This window comes from Pseudobacteriovorax antillogorgiicola, assembly GCF_900177345.1.
GTDB lineage: Bacteria > Bdellovibrionota_B > Oligoflexia > Oligoflexales > Oligoflexaceae > Pseudobacteriovorax > Pseudobacteriovorax antillogorgiicola.
The window spans coordinates 82,733-105,693 of sequence record NZ_FWZT01000020.1; the positions used below are offsets into that span (position 1 = coordinate 82,733).

15 protein-coding genes are annotated in these 22,961 nt (G+C 43.5%); 10 read left to right on the forward strand and 5 right to left on the reverse strand.

All coding sequences use genetic code 11. The features are described 5' to 3' along the window. Window positions 1-28 precede the first annotated feature (28 nt). The 5 genes from B9N89_RS22480 to B9N89_RS22500 all read left to right on the forward strand — a co-directional run bounded on the left by B9N89_RS22480 (window position 29) and on the right by B9N89_RS22500 (window position 4,843). Window positions 29-1,483: a hypothetical protein gene (locus B9N89_RS22480; RefSeq protein WP_132322867.1), complete on the forward strand. Its 1,455-nt coding sequence runs from the start codon at window positions 29-31 to the stop codon at window positions 1,481-1,483. A gap of 278 nt (window positions 1,484-1,761) precedes the next feature. Beyond that, entirely contained in the window at window positions 1,762-2,589 is an 828-nt protein-coding gene (locus tag B9N89_RS22485; protein WP_132322865.1) for a hypothetical protein, read from the forward strand. Window positions 2,590-2,640: 51 nt separating this feature from the next. Next, window positions 2,641-3,087 carry a hypothetical protein gene (locus B9N89_RS31960; RefSeq protein WP_132322863.1) on the forward strand — a complete coding sequence of 149 codons (447 nt, stop codon included), beginning with the start codon at window positions 2,641-2,643 and terminating at the stop codon, window positions 3,085-3,087. A gap of 42 nt (window positions 3,088-3,129) precedes the next feature. Continuing rightward, on the forward strand, window positions 3,130-4,314 hold the full coding sequence (grrM, locus tag B9N89_RS22495; protein ID WP_132322861.1) for a cyclophane-forming radical SAM/SPASM peptide maturase GrrM/OscB: 1,185 nt from the start codon (window positions 3,130-3,132) through the stop codon (window positions 4,312-4,314). After that, complete coding sequence (locus B9N89_RS22500) at window positions 4,298-4,843, forward strand: 2OG-Fe(II) oxygenase (protein WP_132322859.1); 546 nt, start codon at window positions 4,298-4,300, stop codon at window positions 4,841-4,843. Before grrM ends, B9N89_RS22500 begins: the two co-directional genes overlap by 17 nt. A 44-nt stretch (window positions 4,844-4,887) precedes the next feature. Here the strand turns inward: B9N89_RS22500 and B9N89_RS22505 are convergent, their stop codons facing one another. From B9N89_RS22505 to B9N89_RS22515, 3 genes are all read right to left on the reverse strand, one after another. Beyond that, the gene (locus B9N89_RS22505) at window positions 4,888-5,475 is read right to left on the reverse strand and encodes a hypothetical protein (RefSeq protein WP_132322857.1); all 588 of its coding nucleotides are present in this window, start codon (window positions 5,473-5,475) and stop codon (window positions 4,888-4,890) included. 249 nt (window positions 5,476-5,724) lie between these two features. Further along, entirely contained in the window at window positions 5,725-6,294 is a 570-nt protein-coding gene (locus tag B9N89_RS22510) for an ATP-binding protein (protein WP_132322855.1), read from the reverse strand. 596 nt (window positions 6,295-6,890) lie between these two features. Then, window positions 6,891-8,564, reverse strand: coding sequence for a cache domain-containing protein (locus B9N89_RS22515; protein WP_132322853.1), 1,674 nt, complete (start codon window positions 8,562-8,564; stop codon window positions 6,891-6,893). Between the two features lie 247 nt (window positions 8,565-8,811). Between B9N89_RS22515 and B9N89_RS22520 the strand changes: the two genes are divergently transcribed. Further along, window positions 8,812-10,533, forward strand: a complete 1,722-nt coding sequence (locus tag B9N89_RS22520) for a hypothetical protein (RefSeq protein ID WP_132322851.1) — start codon at window positions 8,812-8,814, stop codon at window positions 10,531-10,533. Between the two features lie 232 nt (window positions 10,534-10,765). Here the strand turns inward: B9N89_RS22520 and B9N89_RS22525 are convergent, their stop codons facing one another. Both B9N89_RS22525 and B9N89_RS22530 read right to left on the reverse strand, forming a co-directional pair. After that, window positions 10,766-11,431, reverse strand: a complete 666-nt coding sequence (locus B9N89_RS22525) for a zinc metalloprotease (protein WP_132322849.1) — start codon at window positions 11,429-11,431, stop codon at window positions 10,766-10,768. A gap of 295 nt (window positions 11,432-11,726) precedes the next feature. Further along, window positions 11,727-17,690 carry a protein kinase domain-containing protein gene (locus B9N89_RS22530; RefSeq protein WP_132322847.1) on the reverse strand — a complete coding sequence of 1,988 codons (5,964 nt, stop codon included), beginning with the start codon at window positions 17,688-17,690 and terminating at the stop codon, window positions 11,727-11,729. Between the two features lie 342 nt (window positions 17,691-18,032). On the opposite strand from B9N89_RS22530, the gene B9N89_RS22535 reads away from it, so the two are divergent. The 4 genes from B9N89_RS22535 (at window position 18,033) to B9N89_RS22550 (ending at window position 22,861) form a co-directional block, all read left to right on the forward strand. Further along, window positions 18,033-19,481, forward strand: a complete 1,449-nt coding sequence (locus tag B9N89_RS22535; RefSeq protein ID WP_132322845.1) for an aldehyde dehydrogenase family protein — start codon at window positions 18,033-18,035, stop codon at window positions 19,479-19,481. A gap of 356 nt (window positions 19,482-19,837) precedes the next feature. Further along, window positions 19,838-20,323 (forward strand): GNAT family N-acetyltransferase, encoded by a 486-nt coding sequence (locus B9N89_RS22540; protein WP_159455564.1) that lies wholly within the window; start codon window positions 19,838-19,840, stop codon window positions 20,321-20,323. A gap of 140 nt (window positions 20,324-20,463) precedes the next feature. Next, window positions 20,464-21,396: an AraC family transcriptional regulator gene (locus B9N89_RS22545; protein ID WP_132322841.1), complete on the forward strand. Its 933-nt coding sequence runs from the start codon at window positions 20,464-20,466 to the stop codon at window positions 21,394-21,396. A 103-nt stretch (window positions 21,397-21,499) separates the two neighbouring features. Beyond that, on the forward strand, window positions 21,500-22,861 hold the full coding sequence (locus B9N89_RS22550) for an amidase (protein WP_132322839.1): 1,362 nt from the start codon (window positions 21,500-21,502) through the stop codon (window positions 22,859-22,861). The last annotated feature ends 100 nt before the right edge of the window (window positions 22,862-22,961 follow it).

A 22,961-nucleotide genomic window follows, 5' to 3' on the forward strand; every position in this document is an offset into this window, starting at 1 on the left:
CCATTAAAATGGATTTCTGGAGAAATGAATGAAAATAGTTATGCCATTGATACTTGGATCTAGCTTTGTATCCCCACAATTAATGGCTAATAAGCAAGAAGATGTAAGATTAGAAATTGATTTTGGCCCTTTAAAATCGGGAAACCAAGACTTCTGGTATCCTTGGATCGGTAGCTCGAAGAGGCTTTTTAGTGCAAGCAAGACTTATCCCGATGCCTTTCATTTTAATCCTCTTACAATTCGCCTTAAAAGCAGCTGTGGTTTTAGTTTTGTAGAACGAGATGGCGGTTTTTTGTCGTTTTTCTATCACCTGATTAAAGACTCCATCTGCGTCTGTAAGCATCTTGAAATAGATCTCAAAGGACTGCCGCTTGGACAATATGATATTCAGTTCCCCATGTTTGACGCGCGACAATCTATGAGCCATGAAGTAAGTATTTCGCAATCCGGGTCCGGTACTTCAAAAAAACACTACAAATCTCAGATTGAAAAAACTATACCTAACCAAAAGCTGAACTTAGACTCGATACCTTTCGATGTTAAGGATGATTCCACAATAGAGTTTGAGTTCAAATCTCAGAACGATCCGATTCTGTTGAATGGTCTGATGCTTACCCTGTACAAGAATGATGGAGATGATCCTGATCCGAAACCCGACCCAAATCCTGGTCAACCGAATTTCGACTGTCTGACCAGAACGGGAGGGGATTTTTGGGGAGGAGTTGACTCTTGGATAAAAGTGCCGGGGAATAGTAGTTATGGAACCACAAGCTTTTGTGTCATGAAATACGAGGCTAAAGACGAAGATTCGCTGCCCATTTCATTTCACTATCGCACTCCATGGCTCAATCTCAGTCAAGATCAGGCTAAGAAGCGATGTGAAAGTTTGGGACCGGGATTTCATCTTTTGACAAACGAAGAGTGGATGACCTTAGCAAGTGATATCGCTAGTGTTGATAGCAACTGGGTTGGTGGTATTGCTGGGATCGATGGGCTGATTCAAGGGCACTCAAGTGGTAATCCATCCGCGGTGTGTACAGTAGTTCCCCCAGACAAAGCATATCTAAATGGAACATGTCTCGCAGAAGAGTCTGGGCCCGTTTCACAGCGACGCTACTTTACTCTCAGTACGGGTGAATCAATCTGGGATCTTTCCGGTAATGCATCAGAGTGGGTGGATTACCAGGCGACCGCTAAGCCACACCCAGGAGATCGTAGTTTACTATTCTCGGAGGTGGAAGGCTCTCCGTCACTCCCTAAGGAGGCGTTAGTACCAGTTTCTGAAAGTAGCTCTCATTGGGACAAGGCATGGAATTCGAGTCCGTCTATAGGTCAGTACATCCCCGGTTTAGGTGGTGTGGGAGGTGCATTAAGGCGAGGGGGTGATTGGTCTAGTGCAGGCTTGTTTCAGGCAGATCTCCGATTAAGCCCCCATGAATCGGACAGGAAGACAGGATTCAGATGTGCCTATGTTAATCCTTAGGTTACCATTACGTCGATCTTAGAAACGAAATGGTAGTAGGAAATTGTGGAAAATTTTTTTAACTCAATAGTCCCTATTCTTCGAAACGAATAAGGTTGGTACTCTAGTTTGCGCAAATCCCCACCTAGTAATGAGGCTCGAACAAGAAACCTATCGATGTGTTCTTTGATCGCAGACATCGTTCTGTAAGGGTCTTTTTACATAGTTTTAAGTCTTTCTTTAGATTTCGACCTTATGTATTCCAGTGAGTATTAAAAATTCACCGTAGAGAGTGATATATGAAATCCCTTTTATTTGGGGCAGTAGCCCTAGTGGGATCTGCACTTATGATTGGCCTACTTATTGGCCCTGATGATAAGGTATTGGTCCATAATGTAGATCATGATTTTTCAGAGACATCTTCAAGTAAAACGATAGCCACGTCGCCTCCAAGCAATCCCAAAGAAGGGCTGAAGCAAGTCCGTCTTGATACAGCCACGGAATCGGCATACTCATCTCACCCAAAGCACTACCAAGATTCGAGACAAAATGAAGCCACTAAACCTAGTAAATTCATTTTGGAAAAGGAACAACTGATCTCTCGTGTGCTAAGAGACCTCGTGGGTGCTCGCGCTTTGCAAGCATTGGATATAGCTTCCATTGAAGAATACTTGAGTACCCATCAGCTTCAAGACTTTAGCTCATTTAGACAAACGGATTTTAAGCAGATTAAGGAAATAGAGCCAGATATTTCTGGCCTCTACGAGGGGGTTATCAATTTTGATGACATTAGCGCTTGGATTGTCAAGCTAGCTCTGCATATAGATTCTGTAGAGGAGCCACTGCGAGGGGAACTGGAGCTAAAAATTATGGATGAAAATAAAGCCGTGTTGATGAATTCTCAGCTTCAAGGGTCTCTCGATGGATTGATTCAATCCTTTGAAAAGACAAAACAGGGTTTCTCGCTAATAATATTCACTCACAACAAAAAATCAGGAAAGTTGCTTCAGCTTTTCTTTAAGAAGACACGAGTCGATGACGTCGTTATCGGCAATTTTTATCGTCCTCACAAGCAACAATCAGGTTATACGCGTCCCGAACCTTTAATCCTAGTTCGAGTTGGGTAGGTGAATGATTCACCTTCTATATTTTTTAATTCTAAAACGAGGAGTTAAAGCATGAATCATGAAAATTCTGACAAGAATCAAATCAAGATTCGGGTCAGAAAAATTTTGAGTATGGCAGCAGCCTGCACGGATACGATCAAAAGAGCGAAGTTATTGGCTCTAGCAATCGCAGTAACTCACAGTCAAGGCCTTGCTGCTCCATCCATCTCAGATGCGGATAAGTTGATCAATGCGCTTTCAGATCAGGTACCAGAGATTAGCAGTAACTTAGAAACGGAGAACTGGGCCGACATTGTCTTGCCGTGGAGCGATTGGTCCGATTGGAGTGACTGGTCGGATTGGGCTGATTGGAGTGACTGGGATAAGTGGGATAAATGGGATAAGTGGGATAAGTGGGATAAGTGGGATAAGTGGGATAAGTGGGATAAGTGGGATAAGTGGGATAAGTGGGATAAATGGAGCGATTGGAACGATTGGCAAGATTGGAATAAGTACTAATAAGTAGAGAGGCTCACGCCTCTCTTGAGTAAAGGAGAACCTATGGGACCACTTCGTTTGCTAATATTACAGGCAACGCCCTTCTGCAATCTGGACTGTACCTACTGCTATCTCCCTGATAAGGGTGTAAAGAAAAAAATGAGTGATGATGTGATTGCGAAGGCAGTCGAACAGGTATTACAACTTGATATAGTCGGTGAAGAACTGTCGATCGTGTGGCATGCTGGAGAGCCATTAGCAGCAGGAATCAATTTCTATCGTAAGGCCCACAAAATAATTTCAGACATACTACCTTCGGGAACTAAACTGAGGCACTGTATTCAGACCAATGGAACACTGATTCAAGATCAGTGGTGTGAACTCTTTAAAGATATCAATATGAGTGTCGGGATCAGCATTGACGGTCCTCCTGATTTGAATGATCGTTTTCGGATCATGAAATCTGGCCAAGGCTCAACAAGTCGTGTCGAGCAGGCTATCAGCTGCATGAAAAAAAATGACTACGGCTTTCATACAATATCTGTGGTCACAAAAGACTCTTTAAGTATGCCCGAAGAAATCTTTCGCTATTTACACGGTTTGGGTGCCGACACCATTGCCTTTAATGTGGAAGAGGTGGAAGGTGTTCACGAAGAGTCCAGCATGAATGGAATTTCAGAGGATGAATACAAGGGTTTCTTGAAAGTATTGCATGATCTTTCATTTGAAATAGGCAATGTGAACTATGTTCGTGAGTTTCGCCAAGCACATCAAGCTATCATGACGTCAATCGTAAAGAAGCGTCCAACGATGTCTATGGAAAATCGTCCACTGAGCATTCTTAATGTGGACATCGACGGCAATATGTCGACCTATAGCCCAGAGTTACTCGGTATGAAACACCCTAGGTATGGCGACTTCCTCATTGGGAATGTTCTCAAGGAGTCGATCAAGGAAAAGTTGTCTGATAAGAAGTTCAACAGAATGGCCAACGATATATTGAAAGGGGTTAAGAACTGTCAGTCGGAGTGTTCTTATTTTCATTTCTGTGGTGGCGGCGCTCCTTCCAATAAATTGTTTGAGAACGGGACATTTGAATCGACTGAAACCATGCATTGTCGGATGAGCCGTAAAGTTGTGGTTGATGTAGCAATGGAACGAGTTATGGATCTATTGGGAGAGAAAATAGATCAATCTATTTTGGAGCACCCGAAGAGTGAGGAGGTGACCCATGTTGTTGGGGGCTGAGATACATTCCTCGCCCTTGGGGGGTTCTGAGAAACTCTTTCTAAAACCTGCTCTGACTTCTGGAATCCTGTCCGAGAATCAATGCTCGGGAATCATTGCTTTGGCTCATAAAGAAGATCGATGGCGCGCATCTAATTTTGGACAACGATTGATTTATTCCCTTCCCAGTGATCTATGTGACATGGTTTGGGAGCTGGTTCGCCCTTGGGTTCCTTCTCGAATTAAAGGCCGTCGTTTGAAAGGCTTCTTTGAGCCTACTGCTCAGTTGTTCTGGTATCAACGTGGGGATAGGTTTCCTCCTCATTCCGATAGAGCTGCCGAAGATGAAGACGGTGGGATTAGCTACTTTACAGTCGTGATCTATCTTAATAACTGCAAGGGAGGAGGCACCTATTTTCCTGATCTAGGTTTATTATTTCAGCCAGCTTTAGGTTCTGCACTCATATTTCCACAGGATTTAGTCCATGAAAGCCAGGTTCTGACTTCCGACAGCAAATATATCCTAAGAGCCCAGGTGATGTATATTTGAGCAGAGACGCTGAGAGGTGCGACCGCTAGAGTCGCACTTTATTGCTACCAATCCATAGCAATATCATATTCATCAAATAGCATGGATTCTTCAATGGCGATCCGATACTGTCGTGCGGTGTTGGACGACCATTTCCAGCGATACCAGTAGAGACCATCTTGCACATTCCAAGACGCGAATTTACCATTATTTCCTTTTAGCAAACGCCACCTTCCATCTGAGTCCTTATACTGAAAGCTAACCCGAGGACCGAACCAAATTGGATTGTCGTCATCGAAGACTCGATGCTCGTAATTGTACCAGTAATTGTTTTGGCGAACTTTGATACATACTGCCGCGCTCCATTTTTTAGTTACTCCAGACGTTGCGATTAGCTTGTATCGCTTGCCATATCCTTCGATACAGGTGCCGTTAGCATAGGGGTTAAGACAGTCATTGGTAAAAGGTCCGTAGTTGTCAGGGGTCTTATCGTAGCGAACATAGGCAGGGTCTCCTGCCCCAGCATGTTGAACTGCTTCGTAAAAGTCGTCAAAGCTTTGATTGTTACAGGCCTTGCCCAGTACTTGGGTGTTTCCGATGATTAAAAAAAGTGCCATGATGGTTGTTACTTGAGTAATCCTTTTGAGTTTCATGTGATACGTCCTTGTTTTGATTGTTTGAGTTTTGCTTCGTCTCCACTACTTTACTGTCCACGTTGAGTTGAATACAAAGCGAAAACTATGTTTGAACTCGAAACATGGGTACAAATTGTTTATTTGGTGATTGTCGACTCTATAGACCAGGTATAAGTACCTACGACCCTCTGTGTATGGAACAATGTTAGGCTAAAATGTCCTCTAGTGAAGGTGCGGTGAGACATAGGATAAAAGATCTTTGATGTCTTAGAACCCCCGGGCTTGTTTGTTTTGAAATCTCGGGTTGAAGCCGATGAGGTGGCGGATGTTTTTAAGTTTTTGCTTGGGTTTAATAGTAATAGTGAAGAAAACGGGCTGGAAGGCCGAGTTGATTTCCTTAGGATCAACTTCAATAGAGCCGCCACTATCTTCTAGGAAAGATCGTACAGCCGCCATCCCAATACCTCTTCCTGAAATGTCTGTTATCGAGGCAGATGTGCTCGTCACACTTGTGAATATGGATTCTATAATATCTTGCCGAATTGGGTTATCAATCTTGATTGTCTTTTTGAGACTACTAATGTCTAAGCCCCTCCCATCGTCTTCGTATCGAATTGAAAGTACATTATCCTGATAGGTTATGTGGAAAATGATCCGCCCTGAATGTGGCTTCCCATCATATATTCTCTCATTCGGGCCTTCAATTCCGTGATCGATAGAGTTACGAAGAAGGTGGGTGAATACTCGTTGCATAATTTTATTGAGTTCGTAGGGAATCAAGTAGTCATCGCCAACAAATACAAACTCTGGAACATTTTTACCTAGCTTCCGAGCCAAGCTAACTATAGATCTAAGGGAATCTTCCAAGCAGGATTCAAGGTTACTGTGGGTTAGCAGAATAATATTTCTAGCTATGACATCTCGGGGGTCATGTAGCGCTCCTTGGGCAATCTTAAGAATCCTATTTACATCAATCTGTGCTTTGTCTTCTACATCACCATAGATGAGATGGACTTGTTCAAGGTATTTCTCTAGAATCGAACTTAATTCAGCAATTTGAGCTAGAATCAGTTCGACTTGGTGAATGACTTCGAATATGCTATTGAACTTGTCAAAGCCAAGCTGATTAATATTAGGGTTAAGACTTTTGTGTTTTTTGTTGAGGTCATCGTGTTTATAAATCCAATATTCGGTCTGTCGATATGCAAAACATTGTCGAAATCGAAGAAACTCCAGTTCTGCGCCCTTTTCTATCGACCTATAGCTGTTTTTTATATAGGTATTTATTGCCTACTGTCGCCATCGTAAACCTGTTGGCTTGTATCTCGACGGAAAATGTATACCAAGGAAAAATCTGATTTTCAGCTATCCAACGGTCAGATTTTTAGTGCTTAATCGAAGCTATATGAGAAGGGGTAGAGTCAATACTAAAATCAACCCGCTAGGGGAAGATTGCGATCATGATTTTGCGACATCGAATTTTCATCAACTTGATTTGCTGGCTCTTCCTGTAGACTATTCGAGATATTTAGCTTGAGGAAGCGTGCTAGTGTTTCGACTTCTTCCCTTAGAATGGAAGCTCTACGATCAAGGTTACTAGCAATAACGGCTACCTTATTAATTTGGTTCTGGTTCGTTTGATTTGAACGACTAATAGCATTAGCTGTGTCTGTCATTTCAACCATAGATAGAGAGACCGAAGAGACCTCTTTTCCGGAATTGGTCTGGTAGTCTTGAATGCTAGAGTTCTTTTCCGTGAGGACATTGAAGACTTCATGAAACTCCTGGAAAATACTTTGAGTTTTAAGAGAAATCTCCCTTGACCTTGACTCGATACCATTATTGGTTTCTTTTAAACCATTTACCATTTCGTCGATCGAACCCAATGTGGATTGGACTAGATCTAAAATCTTAGCGCCAGACTTACCAGTTGTGTTCGCTAGATTTCCTATCTCCTCAGCAACGACCGTAAACCCTTTTCCTGCTTCACCTGCCCGTGCAGCTTCAACGGAAGCATTGAACGATAGTAGCTTCGTTTGGAATATTATTTCTTCTATAGACTTGACTGCCTTAGAAATTTCATCGAATTTGCCTCTGAAAGTTTCTACAGTATCTATGATATGATTGTTAGATTGAATGGATTGTGATTCATTTTGAAACTGCTCATCAAGAACCTGACTCAGCACCGACATAAGGTTTTTAGAGCGATCGAAGTCACTCATGAACTCCTCTGTTAGCTGTTGTGCTTCTCTCACAGTATCTTTTGCATTCGAAGCATTGTCTGAGACGCTATTTATGGTTTGATTGAATTCATGGATAGCAGACGTTTGGGAGGTTACTTCAGATTTTACATGATCGGAATACTTACTCATCCTCTGTGAGTCACTTGAGACTTGATGGCTTGCCTCCATTACAACTTTTATAGAATCTTCGACAGGAATGATAAACTTGTAAATCGTCCGCATACTTAACCCAAGTGCAATGAAAAGTAAAAGGAATACTGCCAAGCCTAAAACTTGTAAGTTCTCTACGAGAAAATCAGCCTGCGCACTTTGAACGTTATCAATATAGACACCACTACCTAAAACCCAACCCCAAGGTTTGAAAGCCTTCAGGTAGCTGATTTTGTCAGCTGGATTATCGTGGCCTGGTTTAGGCCAAGAGTATTGGAGCCATCCCTCTCCTTTCTCCTTAGCTATAGCAGCCGCATCAACAAAAATTTGAACACCCGAAGGGTCCTTGATATTTGAAAGGTCTTGGCCATCTAGTTCGGGTTTTATAGGATGAAGAATCATGGTGGGAGTCAAGTCGTTGATCCAAATATATTCTTGGGATTCGTATCGAAAGTCACGTAGTACCTTCTTAGCTTGGTTCTGCGCTTCTTGAACACTTATCTCACCTTTCTGTGCGAGTCTATGGAAGTGCTCTAGTACAGAATATGCAATATCGATGGCTACCTTAGGCTTGTTGTACTGGGATTCCTGAATCATCAGGTTACTTCGAGGTGAAGTCACTAGAAAGAAAATGAGAATGAAAGGTATAGCACCTAAGATCGCTAGTAGGAACTCTAGGACAAGTCTCTTTGTGTGGTGTTTATATTTACCCAATACTTCTCCAGCTCTTATCTTTAGCCCGCTATCGGCTCTTTTGGATCGAACTTAAGTCACCTGTTGAGGCAGATTTCCAATATCATCAAGCTTGGCAAGTTTCTAAACCATGGTCAAGGCTGCGGCAGTTGCGAGCCTAGCGAGGCCTTGCCAGTTTCGGCTCTTTTTCACTTAACTTACCTGAGTCTTAATCTTGAAAGTCTAAGTTACGTGCGACTTGTTAAGTAATGATAGGTAGGTCCTAAAAATGAGATTACTGATTATTTTGTTGCTAGGTTTTCAACTATGGTCATGCCAAACTATAAAACCTTCAGACCAAATTGAAGAGACAGTTCTTATTGACTTAAAACAGTCTTCCGGGACTACCTGGACAGCCCAATATAGACTACCTTTCGCAGTAAAGTCCTTAGTTTTTCAAAGGGATACTAACCTATTTCGACATAAGCTTTGGGATATTAGCCCGAGTACATTAAAAATTGTTAAGGATAGCGGCGTAGAGCGGATCATCAGCATGGATGGTGAGGCGTTTCAGGGCTTCACCGTTGAGTTTAAAGTGATGGATAAAGCTCTATTTAAAGATTATGAATTTTTTAGGAGCTTTACAGATGGAGGTTTAGTTCTATTTTCAGGCCATCTCAATGTGATGATAGACGAAATTACATTGGAGAATTTGAAAGATGAGGAATTTCCATTCCTGCCGATGACCTTTGCGATTACAGCCCATAGTGACAACTATATTGCGATCAACGGTAAGGCTTTTCATCGTAAAGCTAGTTGGAAAGATGAATCTCTCCACGGTACCTATATCTATTTTGGTTCTCAGAAACCATTGGAATCCAAGTCAATGATCAGCATTCTTGATCCCGCCCTTCCGGCTAAGGTTAAGAGCTCTCTTGAGCCACAGCTAGCGAATCTTTTTTCTTTTTATGAGGAAAAGTTTGGCCATAGTCTAGGGTATGTTCCCACGGTTTTATTTAACTACAACCCAGATCATTCTGGAAAACGCAGCTCCGGGGGAACGCTGCCGCAGATGGTGCAGCTAAGCTGGCAAGGACCATTTGATTCTGAAGATGCTAGAGATTCTGAAGAAGTTCATTGGTTAGTGGCCCACGAAGCAGCACATTTGTGGAATGGCAAGCTTTTTCGAGTCTATGATACAACGCCAACCTGGATCAAGGAGGGTGGGGCGGATGCAGTTGCAAATCGAGCGCTCTATTTCCAGGGAGTTTACGATCAAAACAAGCTTTGGGATCGGCATCTTCAAGACCTTAATACCTGTCTCAGTATTCTGAGGGGTAAAGCTCTTGAAGATGTTACGCGCAATGGCTTCCAAGCCCATTATAAATGTGGTTCTGCGATGATGTGGATGATGGAGCTAGGCATTAAACAAGTCGATCCCAGCCAGGATCTTTTCAACCTCTTTGAGAAAGTGTTTGCGAAGGCTAGTGAACAAGATTTTCGATACGGTTGGGAAACCTTTGCCAAAGTTCTACATGAAGACTATAATCTGGCAACTTTAGCCCAAGACATAGCAGCTTTTGCATCAATCAAAGGCCAATTGCAGCAGGTAGAACACATCAAGAAGATGGGGAGCGATCTTGGTATTACAGTTGCTGAACGACCAGATAGGGCAAGCCCTAGCTTTTTACAAGCTTATCATCGCGGGATTTTTAGGGAGCTTATGCGAAGGGACTGCGGTGGCTATTATAGTATGTGGTCTCAACGAGGTATGTTTATAGTGATGGGTCACCCAACTCGTTGCAACACATTAAAGGGGAAAGAATATCAGATCATAAAAATAGAAGGAGAGGAGCTTGGCTCGAAGAATCTAACTACTAAGTTGAAGATAGCCTGTGAAAAACGGAAGCAAGTGGAGCTAGGTCTTTTATCAGGGAAATCAATATCACTTAAGTGTAATGAACAGCGATTAAGAGAGCTTCTTTGGTTGGAAGTCTCCTTGTCTCATTAGGGCCGAGGTTTTAGTTGTCAATCGCACTATTTCTTGAATGGGCCGAGAAGACTCTAAACTAGCATTAGTGCTTTGTCACATTGGATTCTCGGCTAGGCGTCGAGGAATGATTGAGGAGCTAGTACTCCCGTACAGCGACGATTGAGAGACGAAGACAACAACGCCGAGGATTCAATGTGACTAAGCACTAGTTTGGACCCGACGTTGCGTCGAGTCCTTGCTTTATGAGGTCTTACTGCCTAGCCCAATCGTAAAGGGCGTCGAGACCAGCGATGTCTCCAGCAGATAGCTCTGATGTTCCATTACAGTAGCCCATAACAGATTCTGAGTCATAATCTTCAGTGATGTAGAAAATGTTGCCACCATGATGAGCTATTTCTCCAGTACTGCAACGGGTAGGAGCATCGGTGCGGGCATGCTCGTGACGAATCCCCAAAGCATGGCCAAACTCATGGACATCAGTTCCTTCAGACAAAGGGAAGATATACATGTTAAAGCCATTGCCATTGTAGTTGCTTAATAGAGACTCACAAACATTGTATGAGTCGGGGCCTGGCCCAATATGGCTACAACCCATCACACTGCCGTTCCCCATAGGTATGGGATTGCCCAGCTTTATCCGAATAGTCGGTTCAGAAGAGCGTTGAGGACAGAAGCCCCAGCCTGAGAAACGAATATGCTTAGTTCTGTTGTAGTTCGATGTTACGTTATCTTTCACTAAATCACGATATTGTTGCCAATCGGCTCTAGTATCTACGAAACACACCGGAATCGGACCTGGGTCCGACCAAACTGCGGATAGGTCGGCGACGCTATCAAGCGCAGAATGCCCCTTGTGTTTGGTTGCGCCGCAACCGACCATCAAAACCGATGCTGTCAATAGTGATAGGTATTTCATGTCATTCTTCCTTTTCTTGTATCTGAACTCAAGTCTGGCTGGCTAGCCAGTTATCTGAAACTAATTCTAATTGGTAACTATCTCAAGGTTTATTTTAAGATAACTATTATAGGTTTTAGGCTATATTTAAAATTATGCTCACTTAGGCAGCAACGAAAAGCCATAATGGCTTACATAGATATGGTAGTGAAACGTATTAATGGCATGTCTATGCAGGAGCAATTGTGAGGTGAGGTGTATTATCGGGTCGGTTTAGATGGGTTTAGCTTGGTGAATGCCGGCTAGAAGCCTATTCTTATACGGCCTTCAAACGATAATTCTCAGCAACAAACTTGGAGCCGTCGATCGTAGCGATAACTTCAAATGGGATATTTTTGTTAACATCTAAGCTGGGCTTTGCAAGTTTCAATGAAAACTGACCCCCAGAATCTTCGATAGCTGTTTTAATAGCATCCATTCCAATGCCTCGGCCGGATATTTCGCTCACCGTGTCAGATGTGGAGAAACCAGTTTCACAAATGAGATTTGCAATCCTTTGGTTATCATGCTCAGATTTCTCTATGAGCCCGCGATCAACACCCAGTTTTTTGATTTTGGCAATATCTAATCCTGAGCCGTCGTCGTGGTAGTGAATCGATAGGCCGTGATCGTGGACTTCAAGGTGGACGTGAATCTTGCCTTGGGCGGGTTTTCCTACTTTTGTTCGGAGTTCTGGTGGCTCGATTCCATGGTCTAAGGAATTGCGAATAAGATGAACCAAAACACCTCGGAGCAGTTGCGCTGTATCGGGAGCGAATTCAATCCTTGGACCGGAAACTTCGATGATAGGAGTGACTTTTTTAAGGTCCTTGGCCAAACTTTCTATCGGAGCAGCTAATTCAGAAAAAAGAACTTGGGACGACGTATAGCAGTAGGAGCGGAGCGTTCTCTCAAGGTCTTGCGCCTCAAGTCTTCGCTCCAAGGGTTGGCTGGAAATGATTTCAAGGGCCTTTACGATTGTATTGCGGTCAATTCCAGTCTGAATGCTTTCCGTATTACCTAGTTTTTTTGTATATAGAGTGATGTAGCGCTCCAGCGCTTGGCTAACAGTTTCAAAATCTTCCGAAAGTCTAGCCTTGCTCCAAGTGTGAGTGCCATTCATGATCTTGGAGCAAAACGTTTCTGCTTCGTGGATCTTATCGACCATAGACTTAAAGTTCTGTGATCGAGAAAGGCCTTTGAGCGTGTGATAATTTATAGATATTGTGCGTAGAGCATCTTCTTCTGATAGACTCTCATTGGAAATCGTAGTTTGAATAGTCTTTAAGTATTTTCTACTTTCATCGAAAAAGTTCTTAACCTTCTCTTTTGGATGGGCCAATATTTCTTCTATACGGAGCATGTCTTCTTTCTGCTGACGAGTCTCCTGTTCAAGAATTCTAATAGCGGTGACATCCCGTGCCACCACAAGGACTTTCTCGGTATTATCAAGTTCATCGACGATGTTCTGCCAATCAAGCTCAATAATCTTCGAATCCATGGAAATTTCTCGGGGGAAATGGCTCATATTGACCTCGAAACTCAAGGAGTCTTCGCCGAAGCTATTTGTGAGGCAGGTCTCAATCCGAGATATCTCATCGCTTGATAGACTCGACCTCGCGAGTAAATCAATTGGGTTCTTGCCGCTAAGGTCTTGCTCGTTGAACATTGCTTCAAGATAATCAGAGTAGAATTCTTCGACTGTCATATCGGGTAGAATTGTGAAGATTCCCTGTTGGATATGTCTCATTACACTACTGATATGGCGAGTTTTTTCATCAACCAAATCTTGAATATTTTCGACCATGTTTTTAAGATTCTCGACATGTCTGGCGTTGGTAATTGAAATTGCACCCTGCGTGGCTAAGATCGATAGTACCGTGACCATTCTGTCAGTGAACGCCCTTATAGCTAATTTATTCTCTAAATAGACTACTCCCACCAATTCAGTTCGAAATAGGATGGGGAGACAAAGAATAGACTTGGGCTTATGCTCCAAGATATATGGATCATGGGCAAAATCGCTGTCGTCAGCAGGATTATTGATGACAAGATGTTTACCTGAGCGAGACACAAAATTGATGATCGATTTAGGGAGGTAGCTGACTAACTTCACGGACTTGTCAAGGCTCTCAACATGAATTTCTTCGCCAGTTCTTGCTACGGATTTAAGCTTTAGGTCGCCGTCTTCACTTAAAATCAGATAGCCTTCCTGTGCACCTGCATTTTCTAATGTTAGTTTCATAAGGTGCTTGATGATCTCATTTAAATCAGTCTCACTCGCAATTGTATGGGATGCCGTTACTACAGTGGAGGTGTCGATAGAAGCGTAGCCTATTTTCTCTGTGGAACGATGATTCGTAATCGTGAGGTGAGGCGTTTTCTTTTGCCAATTTATTTCATATGGCAGGCTTTCCAATTGTCTTAGCTTGGACTGACTGCCCCATTTCTGATAAAGGGTGTAGGCATCATGCAGATACATGTTTGCAATCTTAGCCTTGCCCTTCTCGCGCCAGAATCGAGATGTAAGTTCGGTGGCGATGGCTTCGTCCAGCAAAAATCGATTTTCGTGAGCCATATCCATCGATTGCTCGTAAAGCTTCTCTGCCTTCGCGTAGCGCTTATTGACCCGAGCAAGCTCTGCTTCCACTATCAAAGCTTTTGGCATGTAATTGAAGGGGGCTGTTTTTGCCCAGTGATGGAGTAGCTTTAAGTTTGAGCGAACCTGTCTTTCAAGGTTTTTCTTAATTAACTTGGATGGTGTGTTATCAATATCGTCGATATAAATCAGTGAGTCAAAAAAATAGAACATCAGATGATTCGGGTGCCCTAAAAATGTGAGATATTCTTTGGTCAGGTCTGCATTTCGCCGGGCTCCCTTTCGATCGTGGAGCAGATAGGAAATTATGGTTTTGACCAGATAGGTCATGTAAAGGCATACGTTGTGTTTCTTCTCTTTGTAGATGGGAATCATTTTATTTTCATCGTAGGCCTTGCCTTTAAGTATAAAGGGGTCCTCACAGTCGCCTAAGAGGTTAAGATAGGCTTGCCAGAAGGGAAGGTTTAATTCCCTAGACGTTATTTGATGGAGTTTGGATTGAATGATTCCGGTATATTTTTCCATGTTTTTGACGAGGGTATTGAGATTTTCACCGTATATAAAAGGCAACATGCTTAAGTTGTGCAATGAATGGGCAGCGAATTCAATCTCCCCGGTTTCCAATCCTCGTCGATAGTTGTCTTCAAGAGAAGGTACGAAATCTCGCAAGGGCTCGTGAGAATGTCGTATAAAACAGTTGAAAAGGAATGTGATTTCCACAACAATGCTATCATAGTCAGGTTTCTGAGCTAGCTGAAAAGCTAGTTTACCAAATTGGTAGCCATCTTTAAGGTTACCCAAGCGTGAAAGAATCATTCCGTAAGTTACGTAGCCCTTACTAGAATGAATGCTATTTCCATCTTTGATTGCAATTTTTACCTGCAAACATGTATTTACAAGAAGTTGCTTGGGATCTGCAAAATAGCAAGCGCTCATGAGTCGCCCTAGAATTTTTACAATGGCATCTTTCTTAGGGTCGGATAGTTCTTGATGATCAACAAAATCTATTATTTTTTTGCCTTTCCAGGCCCAGCCCGTGGTTTTTAGCGCCTTCAGTATCGCAAAGCGATCCTTTTTGATTTCTTTAGGCAGAAGCTTTAGTTTGACTAGACCAGATAGGCCAAGTTTGATGGCTTCCAATGGCTGGGATTCAGATACATAGGCGAGGGGTTCGATATAGTAGACGTCTACTGTATCAAGAGGCCTCTTTGCATTTTGAATGATTTCCTTGCTAAGTAGATGAACCTCATCATACTGAGCATCTAAATAGAAGGCCTCTAGTAGTTCACAGTTCAAAGCTAGAAAATCGTCATAGCTGCGGTTCCATGCAGTTGAGCCCAGCAGCTCTTTTGCAATAAGTAGAAAATCAACAGCAGAATGATAGGCAGCCGACAACTTGGAACGCTTGGCAGCAAGATGATTAAGCTTTGTGAGACGATGACGTTCGTCGCGATCATCTATCAAGTCGCGACCCTTATTGAGGTGCTTTACCACTTCAAATAGATTCTTATTCTCATCTAGTTGATTGGCTAAAAGCCTACCGATTTTTAAATGAACAAGGTTTCGGTCATGATCCAATAAAAGGGTGTACGCAGCTTGTTGCACACGGTCATGCAAAAACTTGAACCATACCTGGCTAGCATTTGCTTCCGTAGCAGATCTGTATTTTTGGTCTGCAGGAAGGACAAGACCCAAGTCGATAGCTTCCCAGATTGTTTTATAGACTTTGTCAAATGAGGATTCTGCAATGATAATCAGGGTTTCAAGATCGAATCGATTGCCGATGCATGATGCGAGAGTTAGTAAGCTTTTGCCATCAGCACTGAGACGATTGATTTTTTTCAGCATCAGATCGACAACATCATCTGTCACCGATTGTTGCTGAATCTGCATATTATCCCAGATCCATTTTCGATTTTGATTGTCGAACTTGATGATGTCGTCTTCATGGAGAGCTATCAAAAGCTGGTTGATGTAGAATGGATTTCCCTCGGTCCTCTGAATAAGAATATCTGCCAGAGGGCGAACTGATTCGTTGTCTGAGTCCAAAGTATCAACAAGGAGTCTACAAACATCTTCGGTATCGAGCTCCCGCAGGCAAAGTTCTGAAATAGCTCGTCCCGTGGCCATGAGAGACTCTCTGAGCTTTGAAACAGGGTGAAGGGAGTCGACTTCATTGCTTCGATAGGCACCGACCAGCAAAACAGACTTTAAGTCTGGATCACTGAGCAATACCTTGATTAAATTTATTGAAGACGAATCTGCCCACTGGAGATCATCCAAGAACAGGATTAAGGGGCGATTTTCTGTTACACATTGAATCAGGTTTAGAAGGGCAAAATGAAACCGTTTTTCACTATCCTTTATATTATTACCTGTGACTGATTTGACATCGACAACCATCCTAAGTTCAGGGATGATAGTCGCTATGAGGTCTAGATTCGAAGCTAAAGACTCTGTGAGCCGATTCCTCCATTTCGCAAGTTCCTCGTCACTGCCAGTTAAAATCCCTTGATTGATGAGTGAACTTAGGGCTTCAACGAACGCAGAGTAAGGAACGTTCTGGTTGAATTGGTCATATTTACCACGGCAATAGTACCTATCAACATGGCTCATCATACGATGGGTTTCGTTTATAAGGGCAGACTTTCCCGAACCCGAATAGCCAGAAACAAGCAATAGTTCACTTGCTCCTTGGAAGGCTTTGTCCAAGGCTAGTGTTACTGCTTCGATCTCCTCCTCACGTCCGTATAGCTTGGGTGGGATTTCAAATCGATATTTTGAATCATCTTGGCCTAATTCGAATGCGGTTAGTTTTTTCTTTGCTGATAACTGCTCTTGTAGGCGAGCTAAATCAGCTAGCAGACCGCAGGCTGTTTGATAGCGATCATCGGCATCTTTATTCATCAATTTCTCGACGATCGCTGAAACTGGTTCAGGAATATCTTGATTTCGCTGGATCAATGGTATGGCTGACTTTGCAATGTGGCAGTGAATCAGTTCAATCAAGTTCTCACCCAAAAACGGCTTTTCTCCTGAAAACATTTCATACATTGTGATTCCTAAGGAATAGAGGTCCGAGCGGAGGTCGACGCTGCGGTTCATACGCCCCGTTTGTTCCGGGGATAGGTAGTGGAGTGTGCCTTCAATGTCCCTCACTTCGGAATACTCTACTTTTTCACTAGCTAGCTGGCTAGAGATTCCAAAATCGATGATCGTGGCTTTCAAGTCATTGCTAACTAAGATATTTGATGGATTGATATCTTTATGAATGATCCCCCGGCCGTGGATATGATTCAAAGCGTCAGTGACTTGACGTACAATGGATATTTTATCTTCCAGCTTGAGTGTTTTGGTACTTATCTTCTTTGCTAGGGTGGAGCCGCCCAGGTCAGGCATGATGATACCAATTGAGTTCGAGAACGTCACTCGATCGAGTGGCTTGATGACTCCTTCGTGGTCTAGGCTCATTACCACTTGAAACTCACGCTCAAAAGATTTGATCTCCTCTGCGCTAGGGTATTCTAAGAGGGGAGTCTTGCAAACCACGGGTAAACCTTGGTCGGAGTGACCACGGTAAACGATAGACTGGCTACCTTCATATATTTTTTCGAAAAACTGGAAGCCTTCGATTTTAAGCATAACGATTCCAAACTATTCCATTGGCTTGGTGTTCGGAACTTATGAATTGATATTTAGAAAATCGGAGGCATCCATAAAAAGATTAAATATATTACCCTACTATGGCTATTTTGATTCTGATTTCTGTCCGAAGTAACCGTCAAGGCTGGGGCTTGTAATTGCAGGAGTCTTGATTTCAAATCATAAGGCGAACTAGGCAAAAACATCAGAGATGTATTTGATATGATCAGTCTGGGCTTCGGTTAAAATCATTCAAAATATGAGTCCTAGCTCAACGTCGTTTGTTGAGATCCTTTGCAGTAAAATCGCGAAAATCGACCAATCTAACCTAAGGAGAATGAGATGTCTTCGGCTGTACCACTTAGAAAAGAAAACGGACAGGCTAGTGAAGTGGAGCAAACGTTTCAGCTTCAGCGGCAAGAATTCTTAAAGAATATGTATCCAAGCCTTGAAGAGCGACTCGAATTGCTTGGGGCGTTGGAAGCCATGTTTGTTCAGTACCACCCCAAAGTGATCGATGCCCTGAAAGAAGATTGTAAGTGCCACCCTCATCAGCTCACCATGTTGGTGGAGGTCTTTGGTACCCTGGGAAGAATTGGCCATGTTCGTGAGAACCTTGCTGAATGGATGAAGCCTAGCTATAGGGAACTAGACGCCGATGTTTTCGGAGCTTCAAAAGCCTATGTTCTTTACCAGCCTCTCGGTGTGGTCGCTAATGTCTCTCCTTGGAACTTTCCCTTTGATCTGACCTTCGGACCACTCGTTGATATTCTCGCTGCTGGCAATCGATGCATGATAAAGCCGTCAGAACTGTCTTCCGCAAGTAGCGAGCTTATTGAGGAAATGGTGTCTGCTACCTTTGATAAGTCTCAGGTAGCTGTTTGCACTGGGGGCCCCGATCTCGCGGCGCAGTTTGTGTCACAGCCCTGGGATCATCTCATTTATACGGGAGGTGCAGAGGTTGCCAAGAAGATTATGGCATCAGCTGCTCAGAATCTGACCCCTCTTACTTTGGAATTAGGTGGCAAAAATCCCACAATCGTTACAGAGGATAGTGTCAACGAAGAAACAGTTCACAAAATCTTAGGAACCAAGACGATTAAAAATGGTCAACTATGTGTGACGGCTGATTATGCTTTGGTTCCTCATAGCAAACTCGATAGCTTCATTTCCCTTATCACTAAGTACATCAGCCAGCAGCTTCCTGACTTTGCGCAAGGAGAAAAGGTTCCTGGAATCATTAATGAAAGGCATCTAGATCGTCTCCAAGGCTACGTTGCGGATGCGAAAAAGAAAAATGCAAAGGTGGTCGAACTGAATAAAGACGCTAACCCTCTTGATCGTAGCCAGTGCCAGATGCCATTCACACTGGTTATTGAGCCCACGGATGATATGATGGTCATGCAACAAGAAGTGTTTGGGCCAATTCTTCCCATTAAGACCTATAAATCGATCGATGAAGCCATTGCTTTTATCAATGACAAAGAGCGGCCATTGGCCACTTATCTTTTTACAAAAGATGAAGCGATTGCAGAGAAAGTTATGAAAAGTACCTGCTCTGGTGGTTTTGCTGTGAACTCGGCGGCCTTCCAGGCAGCGATCCCATCGTTGCCATTTGGTGGGGTGGGCGCTAGTGGCATGGGTTGCCATCATGGTTTTGAAGGATTCAAAAACTTTTCTCATGGCAAGGGTGTGCTTGAGGCGGGTGAAGGTGGAATCACAGCTGCATTCTATCCTCCTTATGGCGAGCTTGCGGATCTGGTGATTGCGGCGGCTCTACAGCCTAAGTAAAGGCTTTTAGCAGTTCAATCATGTGATCAATGAACAATAGATAACTTGCAGTGAGCGATTCCGGATTATTGCCTGGCTCACTGCTTTTTCGAAATCTCGCTTCAGTCCCATTTCTGCGTCAAAATTTCAATGTGCTTTCGCACATAATACCTCTAGCATTTATAGTCTCAATGTTTTAATGGTGGAAGGGTCAAGTCGTTTAGAAGCTTTAGCTCGCATCGATTAAGGGGAGCATAACCTTCCGGCAAGGCTTGGTTAAAAATTACGAGGAGATAGTACAATAAGTACAGCGACGAGTATTTTTTGAGCGTAACGCAGTTCGGAAGGTTATGCTCCCCTTAATAGGAAACCAGTTTATGCGCAATATCAAGACACCTCGCACAAGACTCCGAGGCCTAGTCACAGAAGACCTTACCAGTCTCATAGAACTTATGCAGGACAATGATATCGTGAAGCACACAGGTTGGCGAAAACCAATGGCCGAGGATATAATTGCCGAGAAGTTAGAGGCGTGGAAGGCTCTCGAAGGAAATTTAGGGGTTTGGGGAGCTGAACACTTAGCTGACAAGGAACTCGTAGGCTGGTTTATGATGAGGTATGTTGAAGATCAGGCCCCTGAGTTAGGCTTTATGATTCGAAAGAAGTATTGGCAGCAGGGTTTTGCATCCGAAATTGCTGGAACATTACTCGACTATGGGCACCATGAGCTGAAACTCCAAAAGATTTTAGCTCAATGTGATCGTACCAATATTGCCTCTCAGAAGACTCTGGAGCGCTGCGGTATGAGCCTTGTGAGAGAGGATGACGAGACTTGTTTCTACGAAAGTTGTCAGAACTATTAAGGGGAGCATAACCTTCCGGACAAGGCATGGTTAAAAAATACGAGGAGATAGTACAATCAGTACCTGACGAGTATTTTTTGAGCGTAACGCAGTACGGAAGGTTATGCTCTCCTTAATAATATCACTATCGAGAAACATAAATGAAATGGTCGAGGCCGATATCAGAAAGTTCAGCTCGCATTCAAAAATCAATTGAATTTATCAGAGATAATATCAGTCGAAGCATCACCGTAGCGGATGCAGCTAAGATAGCTTGCTACAGCGAATATCATTTTCAACGACTATTTAAAGATGAAGTGGGTGAAAGTTTTGGTGCATATGTAACCCGCAAGAAACTGGAAACAGCCGCAATAAAAATTGCTTATGGCAGAGACGTAAATCTAACGGATATCGCTTTCAGATATGGCTACTCGTCTCTCTCTAACTTCTCGAAGGCATTCGAGAGATTTTTTGGAGTTCGACCAAGCGAAATTCGTGATCTCATTGTCAAGCCCCCAAAGAAGCCAGGAAAACTTCAAGATCGCTACAGCAAAGAGCTTGTTTCTAAGGAGATGTTTACCGATGAACCTCACCCCACGGAAGAGGGCTTGAAGGTTCGGTTTCGAAATGTCGAAGATAACCTTAAGATCACAATGGTAGAGCCCTTTGATGTCATTTTTCTATCGAGTCGGAAGGGCTACGAGATAGAAGGAGTCCAGGGTCTTTGGCAAGAGATTGAAGACTATCTTCAGGATTTAAACCTGCCAAGTGAGCAAGTTGATCGCTTTGCCATTTGCCATGATCATCCTGCGCTATTTCCAAAAGAAAAATGCCGTTACGATGCTTGCCTTAGGTATCAACCTGGCTTAGAGGCTCTGCCATTTCTTAGAACAACGATTCCTGGCGGCAGATTTGCAGTCTTTTCATGCAAAGGGCCACCGGAGGCTGTGCTTGATCAGTATATTGAGTTTTCAAAAGTATGGTTGCCGAGAAGTGGCTACGAACCAACAGATTTTCCTGTGGTTGATCACCTGCTACCACCCGATCGAGCACCCTATATTCAGGAATTATGGCGTCATATCAGTAGGGTATAGGGATAGCATTCTGGGATCACCAAGTCCGCAGCCTAGGATTACCACTTTTTCAACTGAATCCCCGAAACTTCTAGTGACAAGAAATTGAAGCTAGGAGATTCTCATGGACTTTTTAAAATTAGATGCGATAGGGCAGGCCGAAGCCATTAGAAACGGTGATCTTGATCCAAAAGAATTGATGGCTGCTGTGCTAGCAGTGATTGAAGCAAAAAATCCTACGATCAATGCAGTTTGTTCCGTAGCTATGGAAACTGCTTGGGAGAAGTCTAGCCAGCGCCTCCAAGGGCCCTTTGCGGGGGTTCCATTTCTTATCAAAGATCTGCTGCCTTATCCGGGGATGAGAAACTCGTTTGGCTCACGGCTGTTCGCTAGTCACATGGCGACAGAAGCTCCAGACTATGTCTCAGCCATTGATCAGTCTGGATTGATATGTATTGGCAAGACAGCGGCCTCTGAGTTTGGTCTGCTCGGTAGCACCGAGAGTATTTTAGAGGGGGTTTGTAAAAATCCTTTAGACTTGTCTCGTTCTCCAGGGGGATCTAGTGGCGGGGCCGCTGCTGCTGTGGCCTCTGGTATGGTAGCCATGGCTCATGCTAGCGATGGAGGAGGTTCGATTCGAATTCCTGCATCCCACTGCGGATTATTTGGGTTTAAGCCCAGTCATGGCAGAAGTCGGTCCGCTTTGATGGCCCCTGAGCCCTATCCTATTCCGTTATTGGTTGACCACTGTATTAGCCGAACAGTACGCGATAGTGCGCAATTTCTTGCCATTACCGAAAACACGAGCAAGAGTCGCATCTACGCGCCTATCGGTTATGTCAGTGGGCCTCGCAAGATCCAGTACACCATTGGCTACTATCTTGATGACACTTCTGGCAACCCAGCTCCGATGGATGCACAACGGGTACTCAAGGAGACTATCAGTCGATGTCGAGACTTGGGGCACAAACTTGTGGAGTTACCTAGCCCGAAAGTGGACGCAGAGATGCTTGGCGAGGCTTTTTTTGCGTTTGCAGGATCTGCTATCGACAATATCTCACAGATGATGGCACCCTTTCTCCCGTCACCGATTGATGACAAGCTCTTGGAGCCATTTACATTGTGGGTGATGAACAAGTTTCAAGGGACCAGTTCAGAAAGATTGGTTACACTAGCTAAGATTCTAAAGGAAACCCACATAATGATGACGGGTTTTTTACAGCAGGTTGATATGGTTCTAAGTCCAACACAGCCCGGCGAAGCTAGACCAATAGGATATCTATCCCCAGACTTGGACCCTGAGCTGCTAATGACGCGAACCCAAAGCCTAGCTGGATTTACTGTACTCTATAATATTGCAGGGGCTCCGGCAATGTCTCTACCAATAGGAGTAGGAAGCTCGGGATTACCTATCGGAAGCCAGTTTGCAAGTTCTGCAGGGCGGGATGAAGACCTATTGAACCTAGCTTATCAACTGCTTACTTGAAGATAGTTTTAGGAGGTTGAGATAAAAATAGCATTTAAGAAGATTAACAACTACGAGTATGAGCTTGGTATCCAGAGGGATGATGGTCGTCAAGAAGCTA